Below are 14,775 nucleotides of genomic sequence, written 5' to 3'. Positions count from 1 at the left end.
CAGTCTCGCAGCACGTCACCGGGCGACCCGCGGCTCTGGCGCGGATGCCGCCGCGGCTAGGCTGTTCCCCATGCCTCACACGCTCGTGCTGCTGCGCCACGGCAACAGCGAATGGAACCAGAAGAACCTGTTCACCGGTTGGGTCGACGTGCGGCTCAGCGACATCGGCACGGAGGAGGCGAACCGCGCCGGCGAGCTCCTCGTCGAGAGCGGCGTGCTGCCCGACGTGCAGCACACGTCGGTGCTCACCCGGGCCATCCAGACCGCGAACATCGCGCTCGACGTCGCCGACCGCGCCTGGATCGACGTGCGCCGGTCATGGCGGCTCAACGAGCGCCACTACGGTGCGCTGCAGGGCCTCGACAAGGCCGAGACGCTCGAGAAGTACGGCCCCGAGCAGTTCCAGCTCTGGCGCCGCTCATTCGACGTGCCCCCGCCGCCGCTCGCCGACGACGACCAGTGGTCGCAGGTCGGGGACCCGCGCTACGCCGACCTCACCGACGACGAGCTGCCGCGCACCGAGTGCCTGAAGGACGTCATCGCCCGCATGCTGCCCTACTGGGAGTCCGACATCATCCCCGACCTCGCGACGGGGAAGACGGTGCTCGTCACCGCGCACGGCAACTCGCTGCGGGCGCTCGTGAAGCACCTCGACGGCATCTCCGACGAGGACATCGCCGAGCTGAACATCCCCACGGGCATCCCGCTCGTCTACGAGCTGGGCGACGACTTCATGCCGCTCGAGCCCGGCCGCTACCTCGACCCGGAGGCCGCCGCGGCCGGCGCGGCCGCCGTGGCCGCCCAGGGCAAGAAGTAGCCGTCCCGATCGACGACGAAGGGCGGGGGATGTCGCATCCCCCGCCCTCGGCGGCTTCTCGGACGGACTCGCCTCAGACCGAGGCCTTCTCGGGCACCCAGTCGCCGGTCGCCAGGTACTGCACCATCTTCGCGATCGCGACGGCGTGGTCGGCGAACCGCTCGTGGTAGCGGCTCGCGAGCGTTGCGTCGACCGTGTCGACCGCCTCGCCCTTCCACTTCTCGCCGAGCACCTTGTCGAAGACCGAGAGGTGCAGCGCATCGATCTTGTCGTCCTCGTTGCGGATCTCCTCGGCCATCTGCACGTCCTCACTGCGGAGGAGCGCGGTGAGCTTCCGCGCGATCTCGACGTCGAGCGCGCCCATCTCGGCGAACGTCGAGCGCAGCGACTTCGGCACCACCTTGTCGGGGAAGCGGTAGCGCGCGAGCTGCGAGATGTGCGTGGACAGATCGCCCATGCGCTCCAGCGAGGCGCTGATCCGCAGCGCGCTCACGACGATGCGGAGGTCGCGGGCGACGGGCTGCTGCCTGGCGAGGATCGTGATCGCGAGCTCGTCGAGCGCGGCCGCCGCCTGGTCGATGCGGGGGTCCTCGGCGATGACCTCCTCCGCGAGGCTCACGTCCGATTCGTTGAACGCCGTCGTCGCCTTCTCGATCGAGATGGCGACGAGCTCGGCGATCTCGACGAGTCGGTCCTGCACCTCGCGCAGTTCCTGCTGGAACACCTCACGCATGTGAAATCCTTGTCTGCTCGGTCCCGCGCCGAAGCGCACGCGGGCATGCCGGTTCGATCCGGCCCCGGACATCCTCCCCGCGGCGGGTGAACAGCAGGTGCCCTGATCCTGAACACTCGTTAACCTACCGCCGGACGGCGACACAACGGGCGGAGTGCCCGAATCCACTGGTTAGGGTGAAGCCATGGACTCCATGTGGGTGGTGCTCACGGCACTGGCCTTCGGCATCTTCCTCGGTGCCGCCTTCATGATCGTGCTGCACGTGGCCGAGCGCCGTGGCTCGAGCGCCGCCAAGGTGGTCGCGCCCACCATTCCCGACGGCATCGACCAGGTGCTCGAGGTGCTCGAGTCCGCCGGGGTCGTGCTCGATCCGTCGAACAACGTGCTCAAGGCCTCGCCGGGCGCGCTGGCACTCGGACTGGTGCGCCAGCAGGCGCTCGTGCACGCCGAACTCCTCGACCTGGTGGCCGCGGTGCGCCGCAGCGGCGACACCATCGCCGACGAGATCGACGTCGCCCGCGGGCCCTACGGCGAGGGCACGGTCCGGCTGCGCGTGCTCGTCGCGCGGCTGGGCACCCGATTCGTCCTCCTCCTCGCCGAGGACCGCACGGAGGCGCACCGCCTCGACGAGGTGCGACGCGACTTCGTGGCGAACATCAGTCACGAGCTGAAGACCCCGATCTCCTCCGTGAGCCTGCTGGCGGAGGCGCTCGACTCGGCGGCGGACGAGCCCGAGCAGGTGCGGCGATTCGCCGGCCGCCTCTCGGTCGAGGCGAGCCGGCTGGCGCACATCACGAGCGAGGTCATCGAGCTCTCCCGGCTGCAGGCGCGCGATGCCCTGCGCCCCGACGTGATCGTGCCCATCGACGAGGTCGTGGCCGCCGCGGTCGACCAGAACCGCGTGGTGGCGGCCGCGAAGCAGGTGGCGATCGCCGTGCGAGCATCCACCAAGGCGGAGGTCTACGGCGATCGTGCGCTGCTGGTGGTCGCCGTGCACAACCTCGTCTCGAACGCGATCGCCTATTCCAACGAGGGCGGGCGCGTCGGCGTGGGGGCGAAGGTCGTCGGCGACACCGTCGAGATCGCGATCACCGACCAGGGGGTCGGCATCGAGGGCGACGACCTCGAGCGCATCTTCGAGCGCTTCTACCGGGTCGACCAGGCCCGCTCGCGCAACACGGGCGGCTCGGGGCTGGGCCTCAGCATCGTGAAGCACACCGTGCAGAACCACGGCGGCGACGTGCGCGCCTGGTCCCGGCCCGGCCGAGGCTCGACGTTCATGATCCGGCTCCCGCTCGCCGAGGTGCTCCAGGTGCCGACATCCGAGCAGCCCGGGTCCACGCCGCCGGTCGGCGAGGGCGGGGCGCGGCCGGTGACGGATGCCGCCGCCGGGACCACCGCGAAGAAGACCAACCGCAGCGGTCGCCGCAAGGGCGGCGCCTCCGGACGGGCGACACGCGTCGCCGCCGCAGACCGAGGAGAACCCAGGTGACCCGCATCCTGCTCGTCGAGGACGAGATCGCCCTGAGCGATCCGCTGAGCTTCCTGCTCGAGCGCGAGGGCTACGAGGTGGAGGTGGCGGCCGACGGGCCGTCGGCCATCACGGCGTTCGACCGGGACGGCGCCGACCTGGTGCTCCTCGACCTGATGCTCCCGGGGCTGCCGGGCACCGAGGTGTGCCGCGAGCTCCGCACGCGTTCGACGGTGCCGATCATCATGCTCACCGCGAAGGACTCCGAGATCGACATCGTGGTGGGTCTCGAGCTCGGCGCCGACGACTACGTCACGAAGCCGTACTCGACGCGCGAGCTGCTCGCCAGGATCCGCGCCGTGCTGCGGCGTCGGATCGAGGTCGAGGACTTCGACGAGGCGGTGCTCGAGGGCGGGCGCGTGCGCATGGACGTCGATCGGCACACGGTCGAGGTCGACGGCGAGCCCGTGCCCATGCCGCTCAAGGAATTCGAGCTGCTCGAACTGCTGATGCGCAACCCCGGGCGGGTGCTCACACGGGGGCAGCTGATCGACCGCGTGTGGGGTTCCGACTACTTCGGCGACACGAAGACCCTCGACGTGCACATCAAGCGCATCCGATCGAAGATCGAGCTGCAGCCGTCGGAGCCGGTGCAGCTCGTCACCGTGCGGGGGCTCGGGTACCGCTTCGAGGCCTGAGCCCGCTCGGCATCCGTTCGACCGCGAGCGGCCTACGGTGCCAGGTCGGCGTACTCGGGCAGGCGGGCGTCGAGCACCGGCACCTGCTTGTCGATGCCCTCGGCGTCGCCGTACTGGAAGTACATGGTGAGCAGGGCGCCGGGCTGCGTATCGATGCCCTCGAGCAGCAGCGGCTCGAGCTGCTCCTCGCTCTCGGCGGCGTCGACGCCGAACGCGACGGTGCTGCCCGCCTCGATGTCGATGGTCTGCACGTCGCCGCCGCCCTCGCCGAACTGCACGCCGAGCTCGACGTCGTCGTCGCCGTTGTTGACGACGGTCATGATGAGGTTGCCGTCTTCGCCGTCCTCGCTGACCACGAGGACGTTGCGGAGTTGGAGGTCGCCCACGTCGAGTGAGACGCCGTCGCTCGCGTCGTAGTGCTCGGTCGTCGCCTGGTAGGTGAGCATCGAGCAGCCGCTCGCGCCCAGTGCGAGACCGAGGGCCAGAGCAGCGGATGCCGCGAGACGCGCCTTCACAGAACCTCCAAGTGCGAGCGTGCGCGCGAACGGATGCGTGCCCGCGCGAAGTGAATCGATCCGAGTGTAGCCTACGGCTGGAGCCCGCCCGGGGAGGGTGGCGAACCTTAGCATGATCCCGAATGTGATATCCTGAAAGTTGCCGAAAGGACATTCATTCATGCTTTTTGAGGTTGGCGAAACCGTCGTTTACCCCCACCACGGAGCCGCAACGATCACCGAGGTGAAGAAACGGATCATCAAGGGTGAAGAGAAGCTCTACCTCAAGCTGAACGTCACGCAGGGCGACCTCGTCATCGAGGTTCCGGCTGAGAACGTCGACCTCGTCGGCGTTCGTGACGTCATCGGAAAGGAAGGCCTCGACAAGGTCTTCGAGGTGCTTCGCGCTCCGTTCACCGAGGAGCCCACCAACTGGTCCCGCCGCTACAAGGCGAACCTCGAGAAGCTCGCCTCCGGCGACGTGATCAAGGTCTCCGAGGTCGTGCGCGACCTGTGGCGTCGCGATCAGGACCGCGGCCTCTCGGCCGGTGAGAAGCGCATGCTCGCGAAGGCACGCCAGATCCTCATCTCCGAGCTCGCGCTCGCCGAGAAGACCGACGAGGAGCAGGCCTCGACGGTGCTCGACGAGGTCCTCGCCTCCTAGCAGCGGCCACCACGCCCGACTCGGGAGCGCTCCGACGAGCGCTGTCGAGCCGGCGTGCCCTGCGGCGCACGGTGCGCGCTACGCTCGACGCATGAGCGCGTCACGGGTCGCCGTCATCGTCGTGGCCGCGGGCAGCGGAACGCGGCTCGGCCACGCCGAGCCCAAGGCGTTCGTCCCCCTCGGCGACGACACCATCCTCGGGGTCGCGGTGGATGCCGTGCTCGGCATGCGCGAGACGCCGCACCTCGTGGTCGTCGTGCCCGGCGATCGCGTCGACGAGGCCCGCACGCGCCTCCAGCCCCTCGCGGACGCGGCATCCGCCCCCCTCGAGGTGGTCGCGGGCGGCGACACGCGTCAGACCTCCGTCGCGCGCGGCCTCGCGGTGGTGCCGCGCGTCGTCGACACCGTGCTCGTGCACGACGCCGCCCGACCGCTGACGCCGTCGATCGTCTTCGACGAGGTCCTCGCCGCGGTGCGCGCACGTGGACACGGCGTCGTCCCCGCGCTCGACGTCGTCGACACCATCAAGCGCGTCGGCCCGCACGGCCGGGTGCTGGAGACCGTCGACCGGTCGCAGCTCGCCGCCGTGCAGACGCCGCAGGGATTCCCGCGGTCGGCCCTGCAGGCCGCGTACGCCGCCGCGACGACCGAGTTCACGGATGACGCGGCGCTCGCGGCATCCGCCGGCTTCGCGGTCGACGTCGTGCCGGGCGACGCACGGTCGTTCAAGGTCACGCTGCCCTCCGACCTGCGCCGGGCGGAGTCGCTCGTCGCGGCGCGCGGCCACGCCGGCCCCGCCGGCGTCGAGCCGCATGGCACGTCGACCCCCGCCTCCGCCGAACCCGCGGGGCGCGCCGGCGGCGCACCCGCCCTGCCGCGCGTCGGCACGGGCGTCGACGTGCACGCCTTCGCCGACGACCCGCGCACCCCCCTCTGGCTCGCCGGCCTGCAGTGGCCGGGCGAGCGCGGGCTCTCGGGCCACAGCGACGGCGACGCGGCGTGCCACGCGATCTGCGACGCGCTGCTGGCCGCCGCCGGACTCGGCGACGTGGGCGGCGTGTTCGGCACCGGCGACCCCCGATTCGAGGATGCCCACGGCGAGGTGTTCCTGAACGAGACCCTGCGTCGCATCCGGGAGGCGGGATACGCCGTGGGCAACGTCACGCTCCAGGTCATCGGCAACCGCCCGAAGCTCGCCCCCCGGCGCGCCGAGGCGGAGTCGCTCCTGTCGGGCATCCTCGGCGCACCCGTCTCCGTCGCCGCCACCACGACCGACGAGCTCGGCTTCACCGGCCGGGGCGAGGGCATCGCGGCGATCGCGACGGCGCTCGTCGTGCCGGCCTGAGCGATGCCCGGCCGCACGGCCCGGGCGCGCCCGTCATCGCCGGGGCGCGCCGGTAGGCTTGGCGGGTGACCGTGCGACTCTACGACTCGAAGGCCCAGGCCCTGCGTGACTTCGTGCCCCTCCGCGAGGGGCGCGTCGGCATGTACGTGTGCGGGCCGACGGTGCAGTCGAGCCCGCACATCGGCCACCTGCGCAGCGCGCTCGTGTACGACATCATGCGCCGCTGGTTCAGCTACCGCGGCTACGACGTCACCTTCGTGCGCAACGTCACCGACATCGACGACAAGATCCTCGCCGCCTCCGCCGAGGAGCGCGAGACGAGCACGGAGGAGTGGTGGGCGCTGGCCTACCGCGTCGAGCTCGAGTTCACGGCGGCCTACGCCTCGCTCGGCATCCTCGCGCCGACCTACGAGCCCCGAGCCACCGCGAGCGTGCAGCAGATGCAGCAGCTCATCGCGCGGCTGATCGAGCTCGGGCACGCCTACCCGGCGCCGGATGCCTCGGGCGACGTGTACTTCGACACCGGAAGCTGGCCGTCGTACGGCGAGCTCACCCGCCAGTCCCGCGAGCACATGGAGGCCGCGGCCGACGCCGACCCGCGCGGCAAGCGCGACCCCCGCGACTTCGCGCTCTGGAAGGGCCGCAAGCCCGAGGAGCCCGAGTCGGCGGCCTGGGAGTCCGCGTGGGGTCCGGGCCGTCCCGGTTGGCACATCGAGTGCTCGGCCATGGCGTCGCGCTACCTGGGCGAGGAGTTCGACCTCCACGGCGGCGGACTCGACCTGCGCTTCCCGCACCACGAGAACGAGCTCGCACAGTCGACCGCCGCGGGCCACGGGTTCGCGCGCTACTGGGTGCACAACGGCCTCGTGAACGTCGGCGGCCAGAAGATGTCGAAGTCGCTCGGCAACTCCGTGTACGCCGGCGAGCTCCTCGATCTCGCCTCGCCCCTCGCCGTGCGCTACCTGCTGGGCGCGGCGCACTACCGGTCCACGCTCGACTACGCGCCCACCTCGCTCGCCGAGGCCGAGGCCGCCGTCGACCGCATCCGCTCCTTCCTCGTGCGCGTCGAGCGCCGACTCGCCGGCACGCGCTACTCGGGGGTGGGCAGTCCGGTCATCCCCGACGCGTTCGCCGCCGCCATGGACGACGACCTCGGCGTCCCGCAGGCGCTCGCCGTCCTGCACGACACCGTGCGTGCGGGCAACCAGGCGCTCGACGACGAGGAGCTGCACGACGCCGCGACCATGCACGGCCAGGTCGTGGCCATGGTCGAGGTGCTCGGCATCGACCCCCGCGACGAGCACTGGGCTCCGGATGCCGCGCCCGCGGCATCCGCGCTCGACTCGCTCGTGACCCGCCTCATCGAGGACCGGCAGGCCGCACGCGCCGCCAAGGACTTCGCCGCGGCGGACCGGATCCGCGCCGAGCTCTCGGACGCGGGCATCACCATCGAAGACAGCCAGACCGGCACGCATTGGAGCTTGGGATCATGAAGGGCAGCAGCAAGCCGCGCGCCGGAGCCGTGCGCAAGGCGAAGGGCAAGCAGGTCGGGTCCGGAGGCCAGGGCCGACAGGCGCTCGAGGGCAAGGGCCCGACGCCGAAGGCCGAGGACCGCGCCTGGCACCCCGCCGGAAAGCGGAAGGCGGCGCAGGAGCGCTACGCCGCCGCGGGCGGCAAGGGCCGGGCACCCGGGAAGGTCGCCGGACAGGGCCAGCGCGCCGGTGCCCCGCGCGGGGCATCCGGAGCCGCACGTCGTGCGAAGTCGGGCGACGAGTCCGAGATCGTGACCGGGCGCAACTCCGTGGTCGAGGCGCTGCGCGCGCGCATCCCCGCGACGACGCTGTACGTCGCTGCGCGGGTCGAGGTGGACGATCGGGTCAAGGAGGCGATGAAGATCGCCACCAACCGCGGCATCCCGATCCTCGAGGTGATGCGGCCCGAGCTCGACCGGCTGGCCGGCGAGGGCGGCGTGCACCAGGGCCTCGCCCTCAAGGTGCCGCCGTACGAGTACGCGCACCCGATCGAGATGCTCGACGAGGTGCTCGCCCGCGACGAGACGCCGCTGCTCGTGGCCCTCGACGGGATCACCGACCCCCGCAACCTCGGCGCCATCCTGCGCTCGACGGGCGCGTTCGGCGGCCAGGGCGTGATCGTGCCGCAGCGCCGCTCCGTCGGCGTGAACTCGGCCGCGTGGAAGACGTCGGCCGGTGCCGCCGCACGCATCCCCGTCGCGATGGCGCCCAACCTCACGCAGACGCTGAAGGCGCTGAAGGAGCGCGGCGTCTTCGTGCTTGGCCTCGACGGTGACGGCGACGTGTCGCTGCCCGGCCTGACCTGGGCCGACCGCCCGATCGTCGTGGTCGTCGGCAGCGAGGGCAAGGGACTCTCCCGCCTCGTCGCCGAGACCTGCGACGCCATCGTCTCGATCCCGATCGAGTCGTCGACCGAGTCGCTGAACGCCGGCATCGCGGCATCCGTCACCCTCTACGAGATCTCGAAGCTGCGCGCCGCGGACGGGGCGTGACCCCGGGCGGCGTCAGACCTTGAGGCGCCAGTCGTTCTCGTCGTCGGGGTCGACGACGGCGATCGCCGACGTTTCGGGCGCGATGACGTCGATCGCCGTCGTCGATCCGGTCGCCGGGCCGACCACGGTCGCCTCGTCGCGTCGGTGGCGGAGCACCTCGTTGATGTACGACGTGACCGCCTCGGCGAGGGGGATGTCGTGCCCCGCTTGCTGCGCCATGAACCAGCGGTGCTCGAGCAGCTGGTGGAACACCTCGGCGGGTTCGAGCTTGCCGCGGAGGTCGAGGGGGATCGCGCGCACGACGGGCTCGAACACACGCATCAGCCACTCGTGCGCCACCATCTCCTCGTCGAGCTCGGCCTTGCCGTAGGCGGCGCGGTACGAGTCGAGGTCGTTGAGCAGGCGGCGCGCCTGGTTCTCGCCGGCGTCGAGGCCCGTGAGCCGGAGCAGGCGCCGCTGGTGGTGGCCCGCGTCGACCACCTTCGGCTGGATGCGCACCGTGGTGCCCGTGTCATCCGTGCGGATCGCGAGCTCCTCGATGTCGAAGCCGAGGTCGTTGAGCCGGTTGACGCGCTCGCTGATGCGCCAGCGCTCGGCGGTCGAGAACGACTCAGAGCCCGTGAGTTCCTTCCAGAGGCTCCGGTAGGCCTCGACGATGCCGTTGGAGATGTTGACCGGATCGAGCTCGTCGGCCACGCGCCCGCCGGCCTCGAGGTCGAGGAGCTCGCCGGCGATGTTCACGCGGGCGATCTCGAGGTCGTTCTCGCGCTGGCCGTTCGACAGGCCGCCTTCGTAGAGCTTGCCCGTCTCGGCATCCACGAGGTAGGCGGCGAAGGCGCCCGCGTCGCGACGGAAGAGCGTGTTCGACAACGAGACGTCGCCCCAGAAGAAGCCCACGATGTGCAGACGCACGAGCAGCACGGCGAGGGCGTCGACCAGGCGGGTCGCGGTATCGGGCCGCAGGGTCTGCGAGAACAGGGCGCGGTAGGGCAGCGAGAAGCGCAGGTGCCGGGTGACCAGCACGGGCTTCAGGGCGTCGCCCTCGACATCCGTGCGGTTCGTGATGACGGCCACCGGCTCGACGCACGGGATCTCGAGCCGCTGCAGCATCCGCAGCATCTCGTACTCGCCCTTGGCCATGTCGGCCGTGGTCTCCTTGATCGCCACCACGTGGCCGCCGAGGTGGGCGAAGCGCACGAGGTGACGCGAGATGCCCTTCGGGAGCGCCGCGATCGCGTCGCTCGGCCACGACTCGAGCGGGAGCTCCCACGGCAGGTCGAGGAGTGCCGGATCGGCCATTGCCGAGGTGATCGAAAGTGAGCCGCTCATCGTGGTTCAGCGTAGTCGCCGCCGAAGCCGCCCGTGGAAACGGCGATGCCGGCCGGGCCGAGGCCCGACCGGCATCCCGGTGTAGTGCGCGACGTCAGGCGACGATGGGCTTCTTGCTGAGGCGGAGGCCCGACTCGGCGTCGAAGATGTGCACGTGGCCCGGCGTGGCGGTGAGGTAGACGCGCTCACCGGCGTTCGGGTGCACGCGCCCGTCGACGCGCGCGACGATGTCGGTGCGCTTGCCCTCGACGGTCGAGTGCCCGTAGAGGTAGCCGTCGGCGCCGAGCTCCTCGACGAGGTCGACGTCGACCGCGAGGCCCTCGCCCTCGTGCGGCGACACGACGATGTCCTCGGGGCGCACGCCGATCGTGGCGATCTTGCTGCTCGCGTCGGCGAGCGCCTCGCGCTCGACCGGCACGTTGGCGGTGCCGAACATGATGCCGCCCTCGACGAGGTCGGCGTGGAACAGGTTCATCGCGGGCGAGCCGATGAAGCCCGCGACGAACACGTTGTTCGGCTGCTCGTACAGGTCGCGCGGGGTGCCGACCTGCTGCAGGACGCCGTCCTTGAGCACCGCGATGCGGTCGCCCATGGTGAGGGCCTCGGTCTGGTCGTGCGTGACGTAGACCGTGGTGACGCCGAGGCGGCGCTGCAGCGACGCGATCTGCGTGCGGGTCTGCACGCGGAGCTTCGCGTCGAGGTTCGACAGCGGCTCGTCCATGAGGAACACCTGCGGCTGGCGCACGATCGCGCGGCCCATGGCGACGCGCTGGCGCTGGCCGCCCGAGAGCGCCTTCGGCTTGCGGGCGAGGTACGGCTCCAGGTCGAGGAGCTTCGCCGCCTCAAGCACGCGCGCGGCGCGCTCGTCCTTGCCGACGCCGGCGATCTTGAGCGCGAAGCCCATGTTCTCGGCGACCGTCATGTGCGGGTACAGCGCGTAGTTCTGGAAGACCATGGCGATGTCGCGGTCCTTCGGCGGCACGTCGGTGACGTTGCGGTCGCCGATGAAGATGTTGCCGTCGTTGACCTCCTCGAGGCCCGCGAGCATGCGGAGCGAGGTGGACTTCCCGCAACCGGAGGGGCCGACGAGCACGAGGAACTCGCCGTCGGCGATGTCGAGGTCGAGCTGGTCGACCGCGGGACGGGTGCCACCGGGGTAGAGCCGGGTGGCCTTGTCGAACGTGACTGATGCCATGGTTCTGTGTTCTCCTTCACCGGCAGGTACGTGCCGGACGATCCGTAGTGAATGGAAGCGCGTCGCCGTCGACGCCTGCCCAGTATCGCACGCGCGCGTGGGAGGACCGAATCGACGCCGTCGGCCCGGGTTCCGCGCGTACGGCCGATTCCCATGCCGGACGCGGCACGCACGCGGCATCCGCTTGGGTGATTCCCAGACACGCTTCCTACTATCGTTGGTGCGTTCGCATGCATACGCGCGCGCACTCACAGCGACCGGAGTGACCATCGATGACCTACGGCGGATCGAATCAGCCACGCCCATCCCGTAACGAACGCAGGGAGGCGGCCCGAGAGAAGGCCCGACTCCTCCGCGAGGAGCAGAAGAAGCGGGAGCGCCGCAACAAGATCCTCATCCAGGGCGGCATCATCGTGGCGGTCGTCGCCATCGCGGCACTCATCGGCACGCTCATCTTCCAGAGCGTGAAGCCGGCGGGCCCCGGTCCCCAGAACATGGCCAGCGACGGCATCGTGCTCACGGCCGGCGAGGGCGGCGGCATCACGGCCGTCGAGACCTCGGCGCTCGCCGCGGGTGCGACGCCCACCGCGACCGTTCCCGACGACAGCGGCGAGGTCGCCAACATCGTGATGTACATCGACTACCTCTGCCCGTTCTGCGGCCAGTTCGAGGCGACGAACTCCGAGTCGCTGCGCACGATGGTCGAATCGGGCGCGGCGACCCTCGAGATCCACCCCATCGCGATCCTCACGAACAAGTCGGCCGGAACGCAGTACTCGCTGCGCGCGGCCAACGCGGCGGCCTGCGTGGCGGACTCCTCGCCCGACTCGTTCTTCGACTTCAACGCGATCCTCTTCGAGAACCAGCCCGAGGAGGGCACGTCCGGCCTCACGAACGACGAGCTGAAGTCGCTCGCCGAGGAGGTCGGCGTCGACAGCCAGTCGACCGTCGAGAAGTGCATCGACGACGTGCAGTTCAAGTCGTGGGTGCAGGATGCCACCAACCGGGCACTGACCCAGCCGGTGCCGAACTCCGAGCTCCCGTCGATCACGGGCACGCCGACCGTGCTCGTGAACGGCCAGCAGTACGGCGGCTCGCTGGAGGACCCGCAGGAGTTCCAGGCGTTCGTGCTGCAGGCGACGAGCGCGACGTTCAACGACTCCGAATCGACCCCGACGCCCACGCCGACGCCCGCCCAGTAGCGGTCGCCGGGACGTCGCACACGAAGGCCCGGCCCCCCGCCGGGCCTTCGTGCTGTCGGTAGGATGTCGGGGAGGCTCCGCCTCACGCCGGCTTGGCGCAATTGGTAGCGCACCGCTCTTGTAAAGCGGTGGTTGCGGGTTCGAGTCCCGCAGCCGGCTCTTGACCGAGAATCCCCGCACGGATGCCGCGGCACCGGCCGCTCCGTCCGAGCACCCGCACCGCCATGCCCACGCCGACCGCAGCCGCATGCCGATGTGGCTGGCCATCGCCTTCGCCCTCGCGTGCGGTGCGCTCACCGCACTGCAGTCCCGGATCAACGGGCAGCTCGCCCATGCCATCGACGACCCGTACACGGCCGCCGCGATCTCGTTCGGCAGCGGGCTCGTGATCCTCCTCGTCGTGCTCGCCGCGTGGCGGCCCGGCCGTCGTGGACTGGGGCGGGTGGCCACGGCGCTGCGCGAGCGCCGCCTCGCGTGGTGGATGGTGCTCGGCGGGCTCGCCGGCGCGTGGTTCGTGATCACGCAGGGGCTGTCGGCGGGCGTCGTCGGCGTGGCGCTCTTCACGGTGGCGATCGTGGCGGGCCAGACGCTGGGCGGCATCGTCTTCGACCTCGTGGGCCTCGGCCCCGGCGGGCGGCGGCCGCTCACGCCGTCCCGCGTGATCGGGGCGCTGCTTGCGCTCGCCGCGATCGGGTGGGCCGTGTCGGCGCAGGTGGCGCACGACGTGCCGATCCTCCTCATGGTCCTGCCGTTCGTCGCGGGTCTCGGCGCCGCGTGGCAGCAGGCCGTGAACGGCCGTGTCCGCAGCGCCGCCGAGAGCGCGCTGACGGCGACGGTGCTGAACTTCGCGGTGGGCTCGACGGCGCTCGTGGTGGTGATGCTCGTGCACGCGGCATCCGCGGGCTGGCCCTCGGCCATGCCGACCGAGTGGTGGCTCTACGCGGGCGGCGCGATCGGCTGCATCTTCATCGCGGGACAGGCGGTCCTCGTGCGCGTCGTCGGCGTGCTCGTGCTCGCCCTCTGCGGCGTCGCGGGCCAGCTCACCGCCGCCCTCTCGCTCGACCTGCTGCTGCCGACCGCCGACCGACCGGTCGACGTGGCGACGATCGGCGGCACCGTGCTGGCGCTCGTCGCGGTGGTGATCGCCAGCGTGGGGTGGACCCGGCGGCGGCACGCGGCTCCGCCGGCGCCGCACACGGGGTCGGTGCCGCGCATCACCGGGTCCGCACCCCCCGCTGGCGAGTAGCAGCCCGAGCGCCGGAGCATGGCGCGAAGCCCGCGCCGGCCGCGCGCCGCCTCAGAAGAGCGTGGTCAGCCGGCTCGCCGCGACGTGGTCGGTGCGGCGCTCGGCCCGCCGGCCACCAGGGAGGCCGCCGACGTACAGCCAGCCGAGCAGTCGCTCGTCGGGTGCGAGGCCGTGCACGGCGGCGACGAGCGGATGCCGCGTGAACGGCCCGGTGCGCCACATGACGCCCCAGCCGGCGTCGTCGAGCAGCAGGCTCATGAGGTGCGCCACGCCGGCGGCCGACGCCTCCTGCTCCCACTCGGGGACCTTGGGGTGCTCAGGTGCGACCACCGCCACGACCGCCAGGAGCAGCGGCGCGCGCAGGGGCTTGCCCGCGAGCTTGGCCGCCGCCTCGCCCTCCGCGCCGGCGGCCGCGGCGAGCGCCTCGCCGAGTCGCTCCCGTGCGGCGCCGCGCAGGGCGATCACCCGCCACGGTCGGAGCGAGGCGTGGTCGGCGACGCGGGAGGCGCCCTCGAGCAGCTCGAGGAGGACGGCGTCATCGGGAGCGGCATCCGTCACCTTCGACGCGGAGCGCCTCGCGAGGGCCGCGTCGAGCGCGGACGCCACGCCTCAGGGCTCCGCGGTGAAGTCGAGGGCGATCGAGTTCATGCAGTAGCGGTCGCCCGTCGGCGTGCCGAACCCGTCGGGGAACACGTGGCCGAGGTGCGAGCCGCAGTTCGCACACCGGACCTCGGTGCGCACCATGCCGAGCGTGGTGTCCTCGATGAGCTCCACGGCGTCGGGACGCACGGACTCGTAGAAGCTCGGCCATCCGCACCCGGAGTCGAACTTCGTGCCGCTCTTGAACAGCTCGGCACCGCACGCGGCGCAGGCGTAGACGCCGGCGCGCTCCTCGTCGAGGAGCTCTCCGGTCCAGGGCCGCTCCGTCGCCGCCTCGCGAAGCACCGCGAACCGGTCGGCGTCGAGCTCCGCGCGCCACTGCTCGTCGCTCTTGTTCACGCGATACGCCATAGGGCGCTCCTTCCGATCGGGTGCCATGACGGCGGGCCACCACCAT

Annotated in this window: 15 protein-coding genes and 1 tRNA gene; 10 read left to right on the top strand and 6 right to left on the bottom strand. The window is 71.4% G+C overall.

Annotation, left to right across the window (positions count from 1 at the left end; genetic code table 11):
• Positions 1-70 precede the first annotated feature (70 nt).
• Positions 71-817: a phosphoglyceromutase gene (locus tag EV187_RS12320; RefSeq protein ID WP_130353386.1), complete on the top strand. Its 747-nt coding sequence runs from the start codon at positions 71-73 to the stop codon at positions 815-817.
• Between the two features lie 73 nt (positions 818-890).
• On the opposite strand, the gene phoU is transcribed toward EV187_RS12320, so the two are convergent.
• The gene (gene phoU / locus EV187_RS12315) at positions 891-1,550 is read right to left on the bottom strand and encodes a phosphate signaling complex protein PhoU (RefSeq protein WP_130353385.1); all 660 of its coding nucleotides are present in this window, start codon (positions 1,548-1,550) and stop codon (positions 891-893) included.
• Between the two features lie 184 nt (positions 1,551-1,734).
• Here phoU and EV187_RS12310 point away from each other — a divergent pair, with 184 nt between their 5' ends.
• Together EV187_RS12310 and EV187_RS12305 are read left to right on the top strand one after the other, a co-directional pair.
• A complete protein-coding gene (locus tag EV187_RS12310; RefSeq protein WP_130353384.1) occupies positions 1,735-3,042 on the top strand; it encodes a sensor histidine kinase in 1,308 nt (435 codons plus the stop codon).
• A complete protein-coding gene (locus tag EV187_RS12305) occupies positions 3,039-3,719 on the top strand; it encodes a response regulator transcription factor (RefSeq protein WP_130353383.1) in 681 nt (226 codons plus the stop codon). Before EV187_RS12310 ends, EV187_RS12305 begins: the two co-directional genes overlap by 4 nt.
• Positions 3,720-3,751: 32 nt before the next feature.
• Here the strand turns inward: EV187_RS12305 and EV187_RS12300 are convergent, their stop codons facing one another.
• Positions 3,752-4,234 carry a hypothetical protein gene (locus EV187_RS12300; protein ID WP_130353382.1) on the bottom strand — a complete coding sequence of 161 codons (483 nt, stop codon included), beginning with the start codon at positions 4,232-4,234 and terminating at the stop codon, positions 3,752-3,754.
• A gap of 160 nt (positions 4,235-4,394) precedes the next feature.
• Here EV187_RS12300 and EV187_RS12295 point away from each other — a divergent pair, with 160 nt between their 5' ends.
• The 4 genes from EV187_RS12295 to rlmB all read left to right on the top strand — a co-directional run bounded on the left by EV187_RS12295 (position 4,395) and on the right by rlmB (position 8,746).
• Positions 4,395-4,877, top strand: coding sequence for a CarD family transcriptional regulator (locus EV187_RS12295; protein WP_056734541.1), 483 nt, complete (start codon positions 4,395-4,397; stop codon positions 4,875-4,877).
• A 91-nt stretch (positions 4,878-4,968) separates the two neighbouring features.
• The gene (gene ispD, locus EV187_RS12290; RefSeq protein WP_130353381.1) at positions 4,969-6,222 is read left to right on the top strand and encodes a 2-C-methyl-D-erythritol 4-phosphate cytidylyltransferase; all 1,254 of its coding nucleotides are present in this window, start codon (positions 4,969-4,971) and stop codon (positions 6,220-6,222) included.
• Between the two features lie 65 nt (positions 6,223-6,287).
• Positions 6,288-7,715, top strand: coding sequence for a cysteine--tRNA ligase (gene cysS / locus EV187_RS12285; protein ID WP_130353380.1), 1,428 nt, complete (start codon positions 6,288-6,290; stop codon positions 7,713-7,715).
• The gene (rlmB, locus tag EV187_RS12280; RefSeq protein ID WP_130353379.1) at positions 7,712-8,746 is read left to right on the top strand and encodes a 23S rRNA (guanosine(2251)-2'-O)-methyltransferase RlmB; all 1,035 of its coding nucleotides are present in this window, start codon (positions 7,712-7,714) and stop codon (positions 8,744-8,746) included. The genes cysS and rlmB overlap by 4 nt, the downstream gene beginning before the upstream one ends.
• A gap of 12 nt (positions 8,747-8,758) precedes the next feature.
• Here rlmB and EV187_RS12275 read toward each other — a convergent pair whose 3' ends face one another.
• Both EV187_RS12275 and EV187_RS12270 read right to left on the bottom strand, forming a co-directional pair.
• The gene (locus EV187_RS12275) at positions 8,759-10,075 is read right to left on the bottom strand and encodes a DUF4032 domain-containing protein (RefSeq protein WP_130353378.1); all 1,317 of its coding nucleotides are present in this window, start codon (positions 10,073-10,075) and stop codon (positions 8,759-8,761) included.
• Positions 10,076-10,169: 94 nt separating this feature from the next.
• A complete protein-coding gene (locus tag EV187_RS12270; RefSeq protein WP_130353377.1) occupies positions 10,170-11,270 on the bottom strand; it encodes an ABC transporter ATP-binding protein in 1,101 nt (366 codons plus the stop codon).
• A gap of 272 nt (positions 11,271-11,542) precedes the next feature.
• On the opposite strand from EV187_RS12270, the gene EV187_RS12265 reads away from it, so the two are divergent.
• The 3 genes from EV187_RS12265 (at position 11,543) to EV187_RS12255 (ending at position 13,718) form a co-directional block, all read left to right on the top strand.
• Positions 11,543-12,472 carry a DsbA family protein gene (locus tag EV187_RS12265; RefSeq protein ID WP_130353376.1) on the top strand — a complete coding sequence of 310 codons (930 nt, stop codon included), beginning with the start codon at positions 11,543-11,545 and terminating at the stop codon, positions 12,470-12,472.
• Positions 12,473-12,558: 86 nt separating this feature from the next.
• Positions 12,559-12,631 (top strand) — tRNA-Thr (locus EV187_RS12260).
• Position 12,632: 1 nt separating this feature from the next.
• Complete coding sequence (locus EV187_RS12255; RefSeq protein ID WP_242609589.1) at positions 12,633-13,718, top strand: DMT family transporter; 1,086 nt, start codon at positions 12,633-12,635, stop codon at positions 13,716-13,718.
• 51 nt (positions 13,719-13,769) lie between these two features.
• On the opposite strand, the gene EV187_RS12250 is transcribed toward EV187_RS12255, so the two are convergent.
• Complete coding sequence (locus tag EV187_RS12250; RefSeq protein WP_130353375.1) at positions 13,770-14,324, bottom strand: nitroreductase family protein; 555 nt, start codon at positions 14,322-14,324, stop codon at positions 13,770-13,772.
• A gap of 3 nt (positions 14,325-14,327) precedes the next feature.
• Positions 14,328-14,729: a peptide-methionine (R)-S-oxide reductase MsrB gene (gene msrB, locus EV187_RS12245; RefSeq protein ID WP_130353374.1), complete on the bottom strand. Its 402-nt coding sequence runs from the start codon at positions 14,727-14,729 to the stop codon at positions 14,328-14,330.
• Positions 14,730-14,775 lie beyond the last annotated feature (46 nt).

Origin of the sequence: Agromyces ramosus, from assembly GCF_004216665.1 — a bacterium.
Lineage (GTDB): Bacteria > Actinomycetota > Actinomycetes > Actinomycetales > Microbacteriaceae > Agromyces > Agromyces ramosus.
This window is presented reverse-complemented; position numbering and strand designations above follow the sequence as displayed.

What these genes read in the sequence shown, in the direction of transcription:
- EV187_RS12320 (WP_130353386.1), top strand. Translation starts at nt 71, where the DNA reads ATGCCTCACACGCTCGTGCTGCTGCGCCACGGCAACAGCGAATGGAAC.
- phoU (WP_130353385.1), bottom strand. Translation starts at nt 1,550, where the DNA reads ATGCGTGAGGTGTTCCAGCAGGAACTGCGCGAGGTGCAGGACCGACTC.
- EV187_RS12310 (WP_130353384.1), top strand. Translation starts at nt 1,735, where the DNA reads ATGGACTCCATGTGGGTGGTGCTCACGGCACTGGCCTTCGGCATCTTC.
- EV187_RS12295 (WP_056734541.1), top strand. Translation starts at nt 4,395, where the DNA reads ATGCTTTTTGAGGTTGGCGAAACCGTCGTTTACCCCCACCACGGAGCC.
- ispD (WP_130353381.1), top strand. Translation starts at nt 4,969, where the DNA reads ATGAGCGCGTCACGGGTCGCCGTCATCGTCGTGGCCGCGGGCAGCGGA.
- rlmB (WP_130353379.1), top strand. Translation starts at nt 7,712, where the DNA reads ATGAAGGGCAGCAGCAAGCCGCGCGCCGGAGCCGTGCGCAAGGCGAAG.
- EV187_RS12275 (WP_130353378.1), bottom strand. Translation starts at nt 10,075, where the DNA reads ATGAGCGGCTCACTTTCGATCACCTCGGCAATGGCCGATCCGGCACTC.
- EV187_RS12270 (WP_130353377.1), bottom strand. Translation starts at nt 11,270, where the DNA reads ATGGCATCAGTCACGTTCGACAAGGCCACCCGGCTCTACCCCGGTGGC.
- EV187_RS12265 (WP_130353376.1), top strand. Translation starts at nt 11,543, where the DNA reads ATGACCTACGGCGGATCGAATCAGCCACGCCCATCCCGTAACGAACGC.
- msrB (WP_130353374.1), bottom strand. Translation starts at nt 14,729, where the DNA reads ATGGCGTATCGCGTGAACAAGAGCGACGAGCAGTGGCGCGCGGAGCTC.